This is a genomic window from Nostoc sp. (genome assembly GCF_036917395.1).
Lineage (GTDB): Bacteria > Cyanobacteriota > Cyanobacteriia > Cyanobacteriales > Nostocaceae > Nostoc.
In genome coordinates this window covers 1-16,087 of sequence record NZ_JBALDI010000061.1, presented here as the reverse complement: position 1 = coordinate 16,087, position 16,087 = coordinate 1, and the positions used below count along the sequence as shown (strand labels likewise).

16 protein-coding genes and 1 pseudogene are annotated in these 16,087 nt (G+C 42.0%); 9 read left to right on the top strand and 8 right to left on the bottom strand.

The features are described from left to right. Window positions 1–286: 286 nt before the first annotated feature. The 3 genes from V7K46_RS21610 to V7K46_RS21600 all read right to left on the bottom strand — a co-directional run bounded on the left by V7K46_RS21610 (window position 287) and on the right by V7K46_RS21600 (window position 3,918). A complete protein-coding gene (locus V7K46_RS21610; RefSeq protein ID WP_335116676.1) occupies window positions 287–892 on the bottom strand; it encodes an exopolysaccharide biosynthesis protein in 606 nt (201 codons plus the stop codon). A 68-nt stretch (window positions 893–960) separates the two neighbouring features. Further along, window positions 961–1,845: a lipid kinase gene (locus V7K46_RS21605; RefSeq protein WP_335116674.1), complete on the bottom strand. Its 885-nt coding sequence runs from the start codon at window positions 1,843–1,845 to the stop codon at window positions 961–963. Window positions 1,846–2,400: 555 nt separating this feature from the next. Further along, entirely contained in the window at window positions 2,401–3,918 is a 1,518-nt protein-coding gene (locus V7K46_RS21600; RefSeq protein WP_335116672.1) for an ABC transporter permease subunit, read from the bottom strand. A gap of 171 nt (window positions 3,919–4,089) precedes the next feature. On the opposite strand from V7K46_RS21600, the gene V7K46_RS21595 reads away from it, so the two are divergent. Further along, window positions 4,090–4,845 (top strand): amino acid ABC transporter ATP-binding protein, encoded by a 756-nt coding sequence (locus tag V7K46_RS21595; RefSeq protein ID WP_335116670.1) that lies wholly within the window; start codon window positions 4,090–4,092, stop codon window positions 4,843–4,845. A gap of 82 nt (window positions 4,846–4,927) precedes the next feature. Here V7K46_RS21595 and V7K46_RS21590 read toward each other — a convergent pair whose 3' ends face one another. Further along, on the bottom strand, window positions 4,928–5,128 hold the full coding sequence (locus V7K46_RS21590; RefSeq protein WP_273763239.1) for a hypothetical protein: 201 nt from the start codon (window positions 5,126–5,128) through the stop codon (window positions 4,928–4,930). A gap of 183 nt (window positions 5,129–5,311) precedes the next feature. Beyond that, a complete protein-coding gene (gene lipB / locus V7K46_RS21585; protein WP_335116668.1) occupies window positions 5,312–6,004 on the bottom strand; it encodes a lipoyl(octanoyl) transferase LipB in 693 nt (230 codons plus the stop codon). A 619-nt stretch (window positions 6,005–6,623) separates the two neighbouring features. Here lipB and hpf point away from each other — a divergent pair. Next, window positions 6,624–7,271, top strand: coding sequence for a ribosome hibernation-promoting factor, HPF/YfiA family (hpf, locus tag V7K46_RS21580; protein WP_335116666.1), 648 nt, complete (start codon window positions 6,624–6,626; stop codon window positions 7,269–7,271). 155 nt (window positions 7,272–7,426) lie between these two features. On the opposite strand, the gene V7K46_RS21575 is transcribed toward hpf, so the two are convergent. Further along, window positions 7,427–7,888 (bottom strand): peroxiredoxin, encoded by a 462-nt coding sequence (locus tag V7K46_RS21575; RefSeq protein ID WP_335116664.1) that lies wholly within the window; start codon window positions 7,886–7,888, stop codon window positions 7,427–7,429. Between the two features lie 118 nt (window positions 7,889–8,006). Between V7K46_RS21575 and V7K46_RS21570 the strand changes: the two genes are divergently transcribed. The 3 genes from V7K46_RS21570 (at window position 8,007) to V7K46_RS21560 (ending at window position 10,555) form a co-directional block, all read left to right on the top strand. Further along, a complete protein-coding gene (locus V7K46_RS21570; protein ID WP_335116662.1) occupies window positions 8,007–9,134 on the top strand; it encodes an acyltransferase family protein in 1,128 nt (375 codons plus the stop codon). 314 nt (window positions 9,135–9,448) lie between these two features. Next, window positions 9,449–10,153, top strand: coding sequence for a CAP domain-containing protein (locus tag V7K46_RS21565; protein ID WP_335116660.1), 705 nt, complete (start codon window positions 9,449–9,451; stop codon window positions 10,151–10,153). Between the two features lie 69 nt (window positions 10,154–10,222). Beyond that, window positions 10,223–10,555: a hypothetical protein gene (locus V7K46_RS21560; RefSeq protein ID WP_335116658.1), complete on the top strand. Its 333-nt coding sequence runs from the start codon at window positions 10,223–10,225 to the stop codon at window positions 10,553–10,555. A gap of 36 nt (window positions 10,556–10,591) precedes the next feature. Here V7K46_RS21560 and V7K46_RS21555 read toward each other — a convergent pair. Next, window positions 10,592–10,855: pseudogene (locus V7K46_RS21555) on the bottom strand (carotenoid oxygenase family protein); the annotation flags it as partial. Between the two features lie 9 nt (window positions 10,856–10,864). Then, window positions 10,865–11,431, bottom strand: a complete 567-nt coding sequence (locus V7K46_RS21550) for a PadR family transcriptional regulator (RefSeq protein WP_335116656.1) — start codon at window positions 11,429–11,431, stop codon at window positions 10,865–10,867. Window positions 11,432–11,907: 476 nt separating this feature from the next. On the opposite strand from V7K46_RS21550, the gene V7K46_RS21545 reads away from it, so the two are divergent. From V7K46_RS21545 to V7K46_RS21530, 4 genes are all read left to right on the top strand, one after another. Then, the gene (locus V7K46_RS21545; protein WP_335116654.1) at window positions 11,908–12,321 is read left to right on the top strand and encodes a hypothetical protein; all 414 of its coding nucleotides are present in this window, start codon (window positions 11,908–11,910) and stop codon (window positions 12,319–12,321) included. 166 nt (window positions 12,322–12,487) lie between these two features. Further along, window positions 12,488–13,717, top strand: a complete 1,230-nt coding sequence (locus V7K46_RS21540; RefSeq protein ID WP_335116652.1) for a hypothetical protein — start codon at window positions 12,488–12,490, stop codon at window positions 13,715–13,717. A 187-nt stretch (window positions 13,718–13,904) separates the two neighbouring features. Then, window positions 13,905–15,353 carry an NB-ARC domain-containing protein,Caspase domain-containing protein gene (locus V7K46_RS21535; RefSeq protein ID WP_335116650.1) on the top strand — a complete coding sequence of 483 codons (1,449 nt, stop codon included), beginning with the start codon at window positions 13,905–13,907 and terminating at the stop codon, window positions 15,351–15,353. After that, window positions 15,347–16,087 (top strand): tetratricopeptide repeat protein (locus V7K46_RS21530; RefSeq protein ID WP_335116648.1); only part of this gene is annotated, 741 nt, incomplete at its 3' end. The genes V7K46_RS21535 and V7K46_RS21530, both read left to right, overlap by 7 nt.

Sequence of the window (16,087 nt, the reverse complement as noted above, 5' to 3'; positions counted from 1 at the left end):
TTTATTTAATATCTGAAGAAAATAAATTTGTACAGAATTTAAATATTCCCGGATATATCAATCAATAAAGCGGATTAATAAATGGTAGATGCACCTTAAAAATTACAGCCCTCAGCTTTTTGGTTGAAGGCTTTTTTATGGCTGATATTTTTTATTTAATATCTGAAGAAAATAAATTTGTACAGAATTTAAATATTCCCGGATATATCAATCAATAAAGCGGATTAATAAATGGTAGATGCACCCTAATAAATTACAGCCCTCAGCTTTTAGTTGAAGGCTTTTATTATTTAAATATAGATGGCAGTAAACTGGGAGCTAACCATACTGCATAACCAAGAAATCCAAACAGCAAGGTAATTAGGACAGTAATGCCGTAGCTGATGCAAATTAATAAACCGTCAGATTCGATGGTGGCAACAGTCAAAAGTAAAATACCGACAGTGGGGATGGGATTTGTAAACGGAATTGGTAATATTAGTAATACTGTTAACAAAGAGATACAAAACCCATTAATTCGCCAAATAAAAGGATTATGGGCTATTTTTGCCAATCGAGGACGGGCGATTTTCTGTAAGACTTTGGTAAGACGTCCCAAATTTTGCAAAAGTAACTGGGCAAAGGGACGAGGAAATTTGTAGTTAGCGATTCTTTTCGGTAGCCAAGGCGATCGCCTCCCTAAAACCATTTGCACTGACAACAGTAAACAAGCACCACCAAAAGGGCCAGTTAATCCCGGTGGCATAGGAAATAAAAAGGGCAAAACTAATAATGTAATTACCAGGCTGAACCCTCGTTCTGAGGTTTCTGCCAGAACATCACCTAGAGTCAGCGGTTGTTCAGCTAGGCGTTCTAACAGGGACTTTATATCTTGAGAAAATCTCAGATGCATTTGGCGTGAGTTGATGCGAGTTCCCACATTTTTAGCAGAGGTAGATAGGGCAGAATAACTCCTAACTCCTAACTCGTGATTTCTGGAGGTACTAAAACAGCTATAGCTTTAGGTATAACGCGAAAATGAGCAGGTGTGTAGGTAGTGATTTCACCATCTGTATTGATAGGGCGCGGTTTGTGAGTATGCACCTCTATTTCTTCACCTTGAAGAGAGCGTACACTCTGCCAATGTATATGTCGCCCTTCTCGCATTGCCGGGAATATTGGTATAATATGCAACCAATGTTTTATCTCCAAGCTATAGATATCTAGCCTTTGGTCATCTATTGTGGCATCGTGAGCCACTGCCATGCCACCCCCGTAATAGCGACCGTTACCCACAGCAATTTGCACTGTTTTCACACGAACTAATTCACCATTGATCACAATCTCCGCAGTAAAAGGTCTAGCTTCCCAAATCACTTGCAATGCAGTGGCAGCATAAGCAAATATTCCCCAACGGCGTTTGACTTCTTTGGTAAGTCGCTGGGTAATTTTTACACTCAATCCCATACTGGCAACGTTAAAAAAGTGCTTGCCGTTCACCCAACCCAAGTCGATGCGGCGAAAATTTCCATAGGCAATAATTTTGCAAGCTTTGCTGAGGGAATTCGGGATTCCCAAAGTCTTCGCTAGGTCGTTGGCAGTTCCCAGAGGCAAGATTCCCAAGGGCAACTGAGTATCAACTAAAGCATCTACTGCGGCATTGAGAGTCCCATCTCCTCCACCAATGATTACCAAGTCAACTTGATACTGATAGCGAAATATAACTTCAGCAAGATGTTTGGGGTCTTCTGTAAACTCCTCAATTAAATCAAAGCCGAGTGTCTTCAGATATTGAATTGCTTCCAACAGACCCTTTTGCCCTTGGCGGGCATGACGATTTACTAACAGCAGTGCGCGGGAACTCATGGGTAGTACCTTTTGTAGTTGATAGATCCAATTATCCGCATTCATGTATTCTGCTTAAAGTTGATGATAAAAAAGTGTTTAAGTTGTTATGACCGTTATCAACAATTCATTTCGTCAATACTTATAATGTTATGATTACTAATTTTTAATTTCTATTTTATCTAGTTTATCTTTATTAGCCCTCGGTGTATTAATATTCAATCAATATAATTGTTACTCACGAAATAACTGGATTTAAGTATTTTTTTTAAAACAGAGATATTTATGCCAATATTATAATACCCAGAAAATAATGCTAAACAATAGGATATTTGTTCTTGGTATAGATACATATTTGTATAAATACTATTAATAGTTATAATTATTTAACTTTTGGCTGAAAAGACATTTATTTATATATCAATTCCTGCTGTGGCAGATTGGAAATTGTCTACAACTTGAAAGGGACTATTTATACTAATTCCTTCTATAGGAATCCGGTTTAATTTTTGAACAAGGTTAGGTATTACCTTTTTGCCACAGCAAACTTAAGTATTAAGAATCACTTAAAAATTATTAAGTATCGTACTTCCTCCGCCGCTTAACCGGATTCATCCACACTTCTAGGCGACTAAATGCCTGTGAAGAAAGTAACGTCAAGCATAGATACACCAAAGCTACAGCCGCGTAAATTTCAAAAGCGCGATAATTATCGGCGACAATTAGCTGTCCTTTGCGAAACAATTCTTCAAAACCAATCACTGCAACTAAGCTTGTATCTTTCAACAAACTGATAAACTCATTACCTAACGGTGGGATCATCCGCCGGAAAGCTTGGGGAAAAATCACATAACTCATTGTTTGTACAGAACTCAAACCTAATGACTGTGCTGCTTCTGCTTGTCCTGTTTCAATTGATTGAATCCCAGCACGGACAACTTCGGCAATGTATGCAGCACTATTCAAACTTAAAGCAATTACCCCAGCTACCAAACGATCAAAAGTAAATGTCAAACCAAGTTCTTGTAAAATTGCTGGTAAACCGAAGTAAATCATAAAAATTTGCACTAACAAAGGCGTTCCCCGGAAAAAATCCACATACGCCCTCGCCACCCAACGCAAAGGTGCAACATGAGAAAGGCGGACAATACCAATCAGGGAACCCCCAATTAAACCAAACACTACAGAAAGTATCGTCAATTGCAACGTTACCAAAGCTCCCTGTAATAAAGTCGGAAAAGCCTGTAAAATCACACCAATTGAGGTAAATATTTTAGGTGCGCCAGCGCTACTCTGGTTCTCAAATGGTGATTTAACTGGTAATGATGGCGGCTCGGCTTTAAACCATTTTTGATAAATTTGGGAATAAGTGCCATTTTTCAGCACCCTATCCAAACCGTTGTTTATTAATGCCAAATTCGGCGAATTTTTAGCTGTAGCAATCCCGTAAAATTCCTCCGTCAGCAATTGCTGTACTATTTTAATTCCCTTGAGATTACCCGTATTAATAGCATACAAAGTCACTGGTGCATCATTAATTACCGCATCCACATTACCATTGAGCAATTCTTGCAGGGCTAAAGGTGCTGAATCAAAACTGCGAATTTGCACTCCAGAAATACTCTTAGCCTTTGCAGCCCCAGTTGTACCAACTTGTACCGCAATTTTTTTATTTTTGAGACTGTCAAAGCCAGTAATATTTTGATTATCTACACGGATTGCGATCGCTAACCCAGCTTTAAAATAAGGGCGGGAAAAAGAAATCGTCTTCGCCCTCTCCTCTGTGATCGTGATCGAACTAATCGCTGCATCTACCGTTTTGGCTCCCAAAGCTGGGATAATGCCATCAAAAGGCAGACTTTGAAATTCCACCTTAAAGTTAGCAGAGGAAGCAATCGCATTCATCAAATCAATGGAAAAACCCTGTAACTTACCACCTTGTCCTTGAAACTCAAAAGGTGGAAACGCTGGTTCAGTAGCAACCCGTAGAGTTTTCCCAGCACTAGGATTCACACCACAGCCAGCCAGTAACAAACAGCTAAAACCTACAACCACACACCAGCGCAGCCAACAGATAAAACTAAATTTAGCCATATTATATTCTCTCCCCCTCTGCGCTCTCTGCGCCTCTGCGGTTCGTTCAAGTAATAATCTTGCAACAGTCCAATCTCCCGCCAAGAAATGCATTCTGAGGCGTTTTTTAGGACTGCTGCACGTCTACATGAAAAACCTTACAATCAACTGTAGAACAGCTTGACATAAGTAATGAACAATACCATCCCCGCCATTATTTTTGACAACATCGAAAAAAACTTTGGTTCCCTAAAAGTCCTCAAAGGAATCACAGGCGAAATCAACCGGGGAGAAGTTGTTGCAGTTATCGGTTCCTCCGGCTGTGGTAAAAGTACCCTACTACGCTGCTTCAACCGTCTAGAAACCATTGACAACGGGCGTTTAATAATCAGCGGTATCAACTTATCCCGACCCACTGTCAACTATAGCCAACTGCGGCAACTACGAACACAAGTAGGTATGGTTTTCCAACAGTTCAACCTGTTTCCTCATCTCAGCGTCCTAGAAAATATGACACTCGCCCCTCGGAAAGTCTTGGGAAAAACACCGAAGGAAAGCGCCCAACTAGCGAGATTATACTTAGATAAAGTTGGCTTATCTGACAAAGCCTCTGCTTATCCCGAACAACTTTCTGGCGGACAAAAGCAACGAGTAGCGATCGCTCGTAGCTTATGTATAAATCCTCAAATCATGCTATTTGACGAACCCACCAGCGCCCTAGATCCCGAACTCGTCGGCGAAGTTCTGCAAGTGATGCAGCAATTGGCAGCAGAAGGCATGACAATGGTGGTTGTCACCCATGAAATGCAATTTGCGCGGGAAGTAGCCCATCAGGTGATATTTTTAGACAAAGGTATTGTGACAGAACAAGGCCCAGCTTATGAAGTGCTGACTAATCCGCAGAGCGATCGCCTACGTATTTTCCTCAGTCGCCTCAACGTTAGATAGTTAGGAGTAGAGACGCGATTAATCGCGTCTCTACAGGAATTAGGAGTTGTGAGTTGTCAATTAAAGGTTTTTTCATAACTCTTTAAAGGTACTCGCGCAAGAAATCAAAGGGATCATCTTCCCAACAAGGTTCAGGTATCAGCCAAAACAAACTACTGTTGATATCGGCTTCAATTTCATCACCGTCGTCTCTATCAAATAGTTCTATCAAAGCTATCCAATCACCTTCTCTCAGAAACGTTAACGATGGGGCATATACCTGGAGATTATTTGAGTAATTCACGCGCAAAGTTGTGCTTGAGAGCCGTAAAAAGTTAGTATAAAAATTTGGAAATAATCAGATTATAGCTTTGATAACCGTAGTTAAATAGTTATTTTGATACTATTAAATATGGACTACTCTGATGAGTGTCTCACAATTTAAATAGGACTGCTATAGTATTTATTACATAATTACAAGCTGAATTTACTCAAACCGGAAAAATTCTTGAGGCTGCGACTCGACTAATTCCACGTCAAACACTTCGCCAAAGGACTGGGCTAGATAAAAACGCACTTCTTGGCAAGTGATTCCTGGAATCCATTCAGCTAAACAGCCTACAGGTTTATCAGAAATACCGCAGGGTACAATGCGCTCAAAGCCTGTCATATCAGGACAAACATTTAATGCAAAGCCGTGCATGGTAATCCAACGGCTAACTTTAATCCCAATAGCCGCAACTTTTCGCCCTTGTAACCAAACCCCAGTAAAAGCCGGAATTCTTTCTCCCTGCAATCCATAAACTGCTAATAGGCGAATTATGACTTCTTCGAGTTGCCGTAAGTACCAATGAAGGTCTTTACGATAACGTTGCAGATTTAAAATTGGATACCCTACCAGTTGACCGGGACAATGGTAAGTAACCTCACCGCCGCGTTCAACTCGATGCACATTATATTCACCTTTGTCAATATCAAATTTGAGAAAATCTGAGTTGGCTCCTTGTCCTAGAGTATAGACAGGTGGATGTTCTAGCAAAATTAACACGTCATCTAGACTGGGGTCATGGATCCGCTCAGTCAGGAGCGATCGCTGCCATCCATGAGCATCCAAGTAAGGCATTAATCCTTGGTTATACAGCAAACAAAGGTTTTGGTGTGGTTTTATACTATGGATCATGCCAAAAATCAACTGGAATTAGGAACAAAATATATTTCAAGTTAGAAGATTTGAGTCAACAATTGTCAAGCTTTGCAAAGGATTTTAAAGGAAAGTCAAGGGAAGCTGCATTAGAAAATACGAAGTGCTAGCTTGAATATTAACCTCAATAGGTTTTTAGGAGGAATTCTCTGTAATAAGCATCACGCCAAGACAACAAGAACGAATGTACTGGCTGATGACTCTAATTATATTGTTTGCATTTAAAACAGAATCAAACTTCCACAAAAACTTGTGTTCTTGCTCAACAGTGAGCAAACCTCAATCGAACATAGAAGGAGCAACTATCAACATTTCTGTGAGCGTTCCTTGAAAAGAGAAGGTAGTCACGGGAGCTACGACTCAAATTTCCTCACAAAAGAGTTCTATGTGGAAATCCAATTTGGATATCAACGCAGAGATGAGGAGGAAAATCAAGGTATACTTGACAACAACTCAGATGCAGGAAGCTTAGAGACAGCTTACCAGCAGTACATACAAAGAGTTCACAATTTGTTTTGGCGGTAGTAATAGACCTTACCGCAACTTCTTTTCATACAAAGCAAATTCACACATCCAAATATTCACCGGGAGAGTTTACATGAAGCTTGTCATCCACGGCAAAAATATTGAAATCACCGATGCAATTCGTGAATATGTACATCAAAAAATTGAAAAAGCAGTTAGTCACTTTCAGAGCATTACAAATGAAGTGGATGTGCATCTTAGCGTAGCCCGTAATCCCCGAATTAGTCCTAGACAAGCGGCTGAAGTAACTATTTATGCTAATGGTAACGTTATCCGTGCGGAGGAAAGCAGCGAAAGCCTATATGCCAGCATTGACTTAGTTGCAGATAAAATTGCTCGTCAACTGCGGAAATACAAAGAACGGCGTCAAGACCAGAAAACTCAAGCCCAACCAACAGAAGTAGTTGTTGCAGAGTCGTTAGTCACAGATTTAATAGGCGATCGCACCCCCGAACTACCCAACGAAGTTGTCCGTACAAAATATTTTTCCATGCCGCCGATGACCCTTGCAGAAGCTTTAGAACAACTGCAACTGGTAGGACACGACTTTTATATGTTCCACAATTCTGAAACTGGAGAGATTAATGTAATTTACGAACGTAACCACGGCGGTTATGGTGTGATTCATCCCCGCAATAGTAACGGTCATACTAACGGCAAGAATGGCAAGTCAAGCCACACTAATATTGTTATGCCGGAAAAGTCGCACTCGAATAAATAGGGAGTAGGGAGTAGGGAGTGGGGAGATAGGGTAGAAATAACTCCTAACTCCTGTACAGACGCGATTAAATCGCGTCTCTATTCCTAACTCCTGTACAGACGCGATTAATCGCGTCTCTATTCCTAACTCCTGTACAGACGCGATTAATCGCGTCTCTACTTAGCCGCAAGCTGTTGCAAAGTTTTCAGTGCTTCCTCAACATGTCCTTTAAAGTTAAACATTGAGTCAAACACGTATTGCACAATTCCTTGTTCGTCAATGACGTAAGTAACGCGACCAGGGAATAAGCCAAAAGCCGCTGTTGCGCCATATAGCTTCCGCACTTGGTCGCCTTTGTCAGTTAACAGGGTAAAAGGTAGATTGTACTTTGCAGCAAATCGCTGATGAGATTCGCTAGAGTCAGCACTCACGCCGAGAACTTCAGCGCCAGTGGCTTTAAACACTTCATACTGATCACGAAAGGCGCAGGATTCAGATGTACATCCGGGTGTGTCGTCCTTGGGGTAAAAATATAGGACAACAGCTTTTTTGCCACGAAAATCTTGGAGGCTAATTGTTGAGCCATTTTGGGCAGGTAAAGTGAAATTAGGAGCGGTATCTCCAACTTTGATTGGCATAGCGAGTGATAGTAATTACTTAATAAAATTTTACCTTGTATCCAAGTCTATAAATTTTGCTTGATTACGTGCATCAAGCGGAGTAGCTTAGATACTCATCTAACATAAAATTCCGCTTATGCGCCTGACTTCACTAGATGTTTTTCGCGGCATTACGATCGCTGGGATGATTCTCGTCAATATGGCGGGAGTCGCTGATGATGTATATCCTCCCTTAGCCCACGCCGATTGGCACGGTTGCACACCAACTGACTTGGTATTCCCCTTCTTTCTCTTCATTGTCGGTGTAGCGATGACTTTTTCGCTGTCAAAGTACACTGAAGATAATAAACCTACCTCAACTATTTACAGGCGCATCTTACGCCGCGCTGCCATTCTCTTTGCCTTGGGATTGCTACTCAATGGCTTTTGGAATCAGGGTGTTTGGACTTTTGATTTGAATAGCATCCGCATTATGGGGATCTTGCAGCGCATCAGCATTACCTATCTGCTGGCTTCCTTGATAGTTCTCAGCCTTCCACGCAAAGGTCAATGGATACTAGCAGCAGTGCTACTCATTGGCTACTGGCTAACGATGATGTATCTACCAGTACCAGAATATGGCGCGGGAATTCTGACACGGGAAGGTAATTTCGGCGCTTATATTGACCGCCTAATTATTCCCAAAGCACATTTATACAAGGGTGATGGTTTCAACTTTATGGGAGATCCAGAAGGACTGTTCAGTACTATTCCTGCGATAGTAAGCGTCCTCGCTGGCTACTTCACTGGTCAATGGATACGCAGCCAACCTGTACAGTCACGCACAAGTATAGGGTTAGGATTATTTGGAGTTGGTTGTTTAATTATCGGTTGGGCGTGGGGGTGGACATTCCCCATCAACAAAAAGCTGTGGACAAGTTCCTATGTAGTTTTTACCAGTGGTTGGGCGTTACTTTTGCTAGCAGCTTGTTATGAACTCATCGAAGTCCGGCTGAATCGTCGCTGGAGTAAACCTTTTGAAATTATGGGCTTAAATGCGATCGCTCTTTTCGTTCCATCCGTTTTGTTGATTAAAATCTTAGTGAAAACCACTATCGGCACAGGCAAAGACGCTCCTAGTACCTATAATTGGATTTACCAGAATTATTTCGCATCTTGGGCGGGAGTTTTGAATGGTTCCCTGTTGTTTGCCATAGTCACCGTGTTGTTGTGGTGGGTTGTTGGTGTTCTGATGTATCGACAACGTTGGTTTCTCAAGGTGTAAATTTGCAAGCAGGTGGAAGAAAATGAAAAGATTTTTGTTGTTATTTACGTTTTAGCGTTAGCAAAGTTACTACAGGTATTAAGTAATATTTTTGTAATATTTTAGGAACAAAGGCGATCGCAGCTTTATCAATATCTATATAGTCCGTTAATCTGGGCTTTCATGAGCGAATTTACCAAAGTTCTGATGTCTGAGAACAAGCTGCTTCCAAAGTTCCCAACGGCAAAAGCGTCTACAGACAACTCTTTGCGTTGAAAATTCAAATTTTCTGCTAATTCACTAAATTAATCCCTAGAAAAATTGTGAGGTAATGAATGCGTCGCCTGAAATTTTGGGTATTTTTGCCATTTACCTTGATATTCGGCTGCTCAAATCAAATGTTGCAATCTAACCCATCTGTGACAAACTCTAACCCAGCAGTAGTTAAACAAAACAGTCCGACTTTATTAGCAAAGGCGAGTTATCTTTCACCACTGGAACAACAGGTAATTGTTGAAACAAATAAGGTACGAACAAATCCTAAGTCATATCTCCCGATTTTGGAAAAATATAGAAAGCGCTTTGAGGGTAACAAAGTCAAAATATCTAAGAATTCCTATTTGCGAACTCAAGAAGGAGTCAAAGCAGTAGATGAGGCGATCGCATTTCTGAAATCAGCCCGTCCTGTGGGAGCGTTGACTGCATCTAAAGGTATGTCTTTAGGAGCAAAAGACCACGCTAAAGACCAAGGCCCAAAAGGTGCTACAGGTCATGATGGTAGCGATGGTAGCAACCCCTTTAATCGCATCAACCGCTATGGTAGATGGCAAACAACCGCAGGCGAAAATATCAGTTATGGGCCAAACACTGCTCAAGATATCGTCATGCAGTTAATTATTGATGATGGTGTGAGCGATCGCGGTCATAGAACAAACATTTTTAATGGCGCTTTTAAAGTGTCTGGCGTTGCTTATGGAACTCACAAATCATATAGAACAATCTGCGTAATTGACTACGCTGGGGGGTATAGAGAAAAATAATATGAGTGGGGAATAGCGAATGGAATTCGTGGCTACACAAACAAAAGCTTAAGAGAAAACAAGGGGATTTTGCCCCTTGTTTTAAACCGTGCAGCCGAGTACAGCATTTCATTAATTAGTAGCGAATTAAATTTGGCAATGCCAATGCATCCCTCTGCAATGCCAATGCATCCCTCTGCAATGCCAATGCGTCCCTCTGCAATGCCAATGCGTCCCTCTGCAATGCCAATGCATCCCTCTGCAATGCCAATGCGTCCCTCTACAATGCCAATGCGTCCCTCTACAATGCCAATGCGTCCCTCTGCAATGCCAATGCGTCCCTCTACAATGCCAATGCGTCCCTCTGCAATGCCAATGCATCCCTCTGCATTTAAGAAACGCTACGATTATTTGCGGTGGTAACAACCCACTCCAGAGAGCCTTACCCGCTTGTCGTTATTTTTTCCATCCGCCTGTCTGCACGTAGCGGTTACGATAAGTCGCTACGCCGTTGCTAATTCGCACACCATGCAACATCCCATCTCCATCAAACCAGTGATATTGACCGATGGGTGTCCATTGAGGGTTAGGGCCATTCCGCACAAACATCCCCGATAAGTCAAGGGGTAATTAACCGATGACTGGCAATTTGTTGGTGGTGATTTCTTCACGGATTGGAGCAAAATTGCGATCAAGATAAGGATTAACTGCTATTGTTACCATTGTCTTGATTTATAGAATCTGGTAATGTGATGCATATGGCTTTTGGTGATTGATAACACTGATCGCTATCTTCAACCAATCAATATAAGTCTGTTCTCTTCGGATCACCAAATCCAGCACGAGCCTTTGCATTACTTGCTCACGGTTGGCAGACTGATCACTGAGTGATGGTAAATCGAGCGTTTCACATTCAGCAAGCTTTTTGCTTCGATCCGCCACTTGTTGCTCCAGTAGGTGAATAATGGTTTCATTTGACAACTGATCTGCAAAATGCAACTGGACTAGCATTGGTTCTCGGATAGTCGGTAAGAGCTGATGAGTCCCAAGCCATCGGGCGAATTCGGCTTTCCCTGGCTCCGTCACACTGTAAACTTTGCGGTTGGGGCGATCGTACTGAATCTCAATCTTACAGGTAATCCAGCCTTGCTCAACTAGCTTATCGAGAGTTCTGTAAATTTGTGCCTGGTCTGCTGGCCACAAATGGGCAATGCATTGATCAAAGCAGCTCGTTTTCAGGTCGTAGCCCGTCATTTCTTGCTGCTGAAGAAGACCTAGAATTACATATGCTAGCGACATTAAGACGGTTTTCCCATAATTGACATTTTCTCGATAGATTCTATGACTATGTACTTCTTATAAGTTTATGCTAATATATGATTAATCAAATATAAGATATAACGGCTATAAAAAGATATGTTGATTGTCATGCGTCTTAACAAAGAAACCGAATACATGAACTGAGGTTGAGCAGATGGCTAATGGTGCTGTTTGCACAAGAGAGTGATGAAATAGCGATGTATTTTGAGTGCCGCTTCCGTACCCCTATGGGGAGCTTGCTATGTGGAGCATCAGTCAAGATAAGGGAAGTGAGAAGTTCTGATCAGAGCGGCAATCCTCCTGGTGAGCCTTTATGCCATTATTGGATATGCTACTCATCGCTAGTGTATCACTCAACAAACCAGTTGTTCGCTACAGTCTATTCGTGATAAAAATATTGACGCAGAAATTATTTAAGCCATTTGAAGACTATTGTAATCAGAGGATGGGTAACATTGACTTCTAACACACTTTCACAAAGAATACGTCAACATCAATATTTACGTGATTTACGAAACAAATTACTCCACCTTCACAAGACGTTGCTGGAGACAGAACGCATTGCCTACGAACAGGTTAGTGGACGAGTATCAAGCGGAGAACTACTTCAGCTAGTTATCGCTCATGAACAATTTGCTTGGCTACATCGCATTTCTGAGGTGGTTGTGCAAGTTGATGAAATGCTCGAAGCAGATGAACCGATAGCGATGGATGATTTTGAAAAGTTGATTGCTGATGTCCGCACGCTGATTGTACCGTTAGAAACGGGCAATACCTTCGAGAGAAAGTATTACAACGCTCTCCAGCACGAACCTGATGCTGTGTTGGCACATGCGGAAATATTAAGATTTCTCACGTCTAAGGTTTAAGGGTAACTTAGAGCAATTTTCAATAGCCACACAGTGGATTATTATCTGAATAGACTCCAGTAAGTAGGGTGGGCATTGCAATGCTCACCCTATGATTTATTACCTTGTCCCCTTGTCTTTTTCTTCAATTGTTACGGGAAGTTATCTTGTATCAGATAACATGGTCATGAATAATACAGAGGAGAAGCTTTGCGTAGGCATAGCTTGCCACCTTACAACAATGACCACCGTAATATTTGTACATGGCACTGGCATTAGAGAACGAGAATACAACGATACCTTTGAGATAATTGAGCAAAAGATTCACGCCGAACGTCCTGACATCAAAGTTGCTCCCTGCCTTTGGGGTACATTAGGTGCAAAGTTCAATGATAATCGGGCATCAGTACCCTTGGAGGATGCGACACTGGCTTTATCTCAGCCAGAAGAAGACGCAGATATTATCCTGTGGGGGCAATTATACCGCGACCCTCTTTATGAATTGCGGCTGTTGTCTTTGAAACCTATTAAGTCAGGAAATGCTTTTGGGAAAAAACCAAGGGATATTTTACAATCTCGTGTAGAGAGTCTCACACCGACATCTCAACTGGAAGCTAAGTTGCAAGAGGCGGGAATTGCAGAGATATTTGAGCCAGCACGAGAGGCGGTTATCCACAGTGAACCGTATAAACGGGCATTGCTCACAGTTTCCGAATCTGATTTGAGTGAATATTATGCACCAATAGCTAGGGCATTTGTCGCTCAAGCAATGTTTATTAGCGAACAGCAAGAAAAATTTCCCCCGATACTCATCGATGCCCAATTGCGGGATAAAGTTGTGGAATTGCTGACTCTGGCTTTGACAGAGGCGGAGTTAGGATTGCGTGACTCGGTTATTAAAGCCATTGTTGGACTAGCGTTGCCAATCGGAACGAATTATGTCAGAGGAAACCGCTTTGAGTTAACTGATAAAATTTTGCCTATGCCTGGTGATATTTTGTTGTATCAGACGCGGGGTGAAAAAATCAGGGCGTTTATCCAGCAACAAATTGAACAAGCAGAACCGCCAGTGGTTTTACTCGCCCATAGCTTGGGAGGTATTGCTTGTGTAGATTTGCTAGTGCAGCAACAGTTGTCTCAGGTGGAATTATTGGTAACAGTTGGTTCCCAAGCACCATTTTTATATGAGATTAACGCTCTCTACAGCTTAGAATATGGGCAGTTATTGCCAGAGCATTTCCCGGAATGGTTGAATATCTACGATTTACGGGATTTTCTCAGTTACGTGGGTAATAGAATTTTCCCTGATAGAGTGCAGGATGTGCGAGTGGATAGCAGACAACCATTTCCCCGTTCCCACGGTGCTTATTGGACAAATGCCAAAACCTGGGAGGCGATTATTTCGAGGTTGCCATAATGGTTTACCCCACCCTAACCCTCCCCTTGTAAAGGGGAGGGAACTAGATTTATTGTTTCCCCCCTTTCTAAGGGGGGATTAAGGGGGGTAATTCAAGTGTGTACACCATAGATTCCCTGCTAGGGAAGGAGGTTAGGGGATTAGGGGGTTAGGTCATTTTCCATAGGAGGTGAGAAACTAAATCATCATGCAGTTGACGGCTAAACCTGAGCGGACTTTTGGGTTAATTGTGGGTATTGAAAAGTACCACGAATCTGAATGGAATGTGACTGGTGGCGGGCCAGCCGATGACGCGCTGAAATTTGCTGATTGGCTGCATCGGCGCGGTGTGCCGAGGGAGAATATCCGGTTATGTTTATCAGCACTGGAAGAAAATCATCAGTTAATTGAGGAATGTGGGTTAACTGTAGAGTTAGCAACAGAGCAAAATATCTCCGACATTGTGACTAACTTCTTATCCCCACAGTCGGGGGATTTACTCTACATTTTTTGGGCGGGACATGGTTTGATTACCTCAGAACGAGAGCGTCGGTTGATTTGTGCTGATGCAAATAAACAGAATTGGCAGAATTTAGATTTGAATTCTTTATTAATTTTGTTGGGTTCCGATAAATTTAAGATTCGTAATCATATTTGTATTATTGATGCCTGTGCCAATTATGTTTTAGAGTTGGATGGAAGACCAACTAACTTAGGTGGCAAAGTTTTTTTGAGTGGTGAGCCAACGATAGATACTCAACAATTTGTGTTACTGGCTACGCGGGAAGGACAGCAAGCTAAGGTAAATTCTGAAAATAAAACAGGATACTTTTCTCAAACTGTGCGGGAGGCTTTAACATCAGCTAATGGAACTTTTCCGCCGGATATGAGGGAAGTTACTGAGGCAGTTAAGCAGCGATTTAACGGTTTAGATAAAAAACAACTGCCGACTTATCTTTATTCCCGTAGTTGGGATGAAGATATTGAAAAATTTTATTTCAACCCGTTTGATATTCCGCATAATATCCTACAGAGTCAAGCTCGTAAGTTTGTTGGGAGGGATGAGCAAATAGAACAATTGCGTCAGCTATTGCAAGCAAATGATGTGGTGGCTATTACCGATGTGACTGGGCAAGGTGGGGTGGGTAAAACAGAGTTAGCTATTCAATACTCATGGCAATATTTAGAAGATTATTCTGGCGGGTGTTGTTGGTTAAATCCCCAAGGTATTGATTTGGGAACCCAGTTAGTAGAGTTTGGAGTTGTGAATTTACCTAACTTTAATCCACCGGATGGATTAAGCCTAGCAGGTCAAGTTGCTTATTGCTGGCGGAACTGGCAAGCTGGCAAAGTTTTATTAATATTTGATGATGTCAAAGACTGGATGCAAATTAAACCCTATCTACCACCTAAAGGTTCTCGGTTTAAGGTGTTAATTACGACTCGTCTAAATACAGGGTTAGCATATACTCCACTACCGTTAGGTGAGTTGTCACCAGATGCAGCCTTAGAATTATTAGCAAAGCTATTGGGGGATGAATATGTTCAACAGGACACAGAGACAGCAAAAAAACTTTGCGAACATGTCGGTTATATCGCCATTGGAATTTACCAAATAGCGGCTATCTGCCGTAAGCCAGGGAGAGTATTATGCTAGCAGACATCCTCGCACGGCTACAAAAGCAAGCAACAGATGGCGAGTCTGGTGTAGCAGCAGCTTTTGAGTTGAATTGGGAGTGCTTAGAACCAGAGGCGCAAAAGTTGGCTTGTCTGTTGAGTTTGTTTGCTTTGGCTCCTATCCCTTGGTCTTTGGTAGAATCAGCAGCAAGTTATAGCCATTGGGAATTTGACTTCAAAGCTAACTGCACTGTTTTAGTTGAGCGTTATTTGTTGCAAGAATTGGCAGAGGACACCTACCAAGTCCACGAACGCATTCAGGAATTATTGCGGCAGAAGTTAGAAGATTTGGCTGAAGCTGATGAACTCAAGCGCGGCTTTTGTCAAGTAATGGTAGTCATAGCGCTAAATATTCCTCAGACACCCATATTGATAGAAATTGCTCAAGCAACTCTTGCCATCCCTCACCTTGCGGAAACTGCCACAGTTTACCAAGCTTGGTTAAGCAATGATGATTTAATCTCGCCTTTTTCAGGCTTGGCTAGATTTTACCAAGGTCAAGGAGCCTACGCGCAAGCTTTACCGTGGCGTGAACAATGTTTATCATCTGCTAGAAAACGTTTTGGGGATGAACACCCAGATGTGGCAACTAGCCTGAACAATTTGGCATTCCTCTACAATTCACAGGGAAGGTACAGCGATGCCGAACCTTTGTACATCGAAGCTTTGGCGATGACAAAACGCCTGCTGGGGGATGAACACCCAGATGTGGCA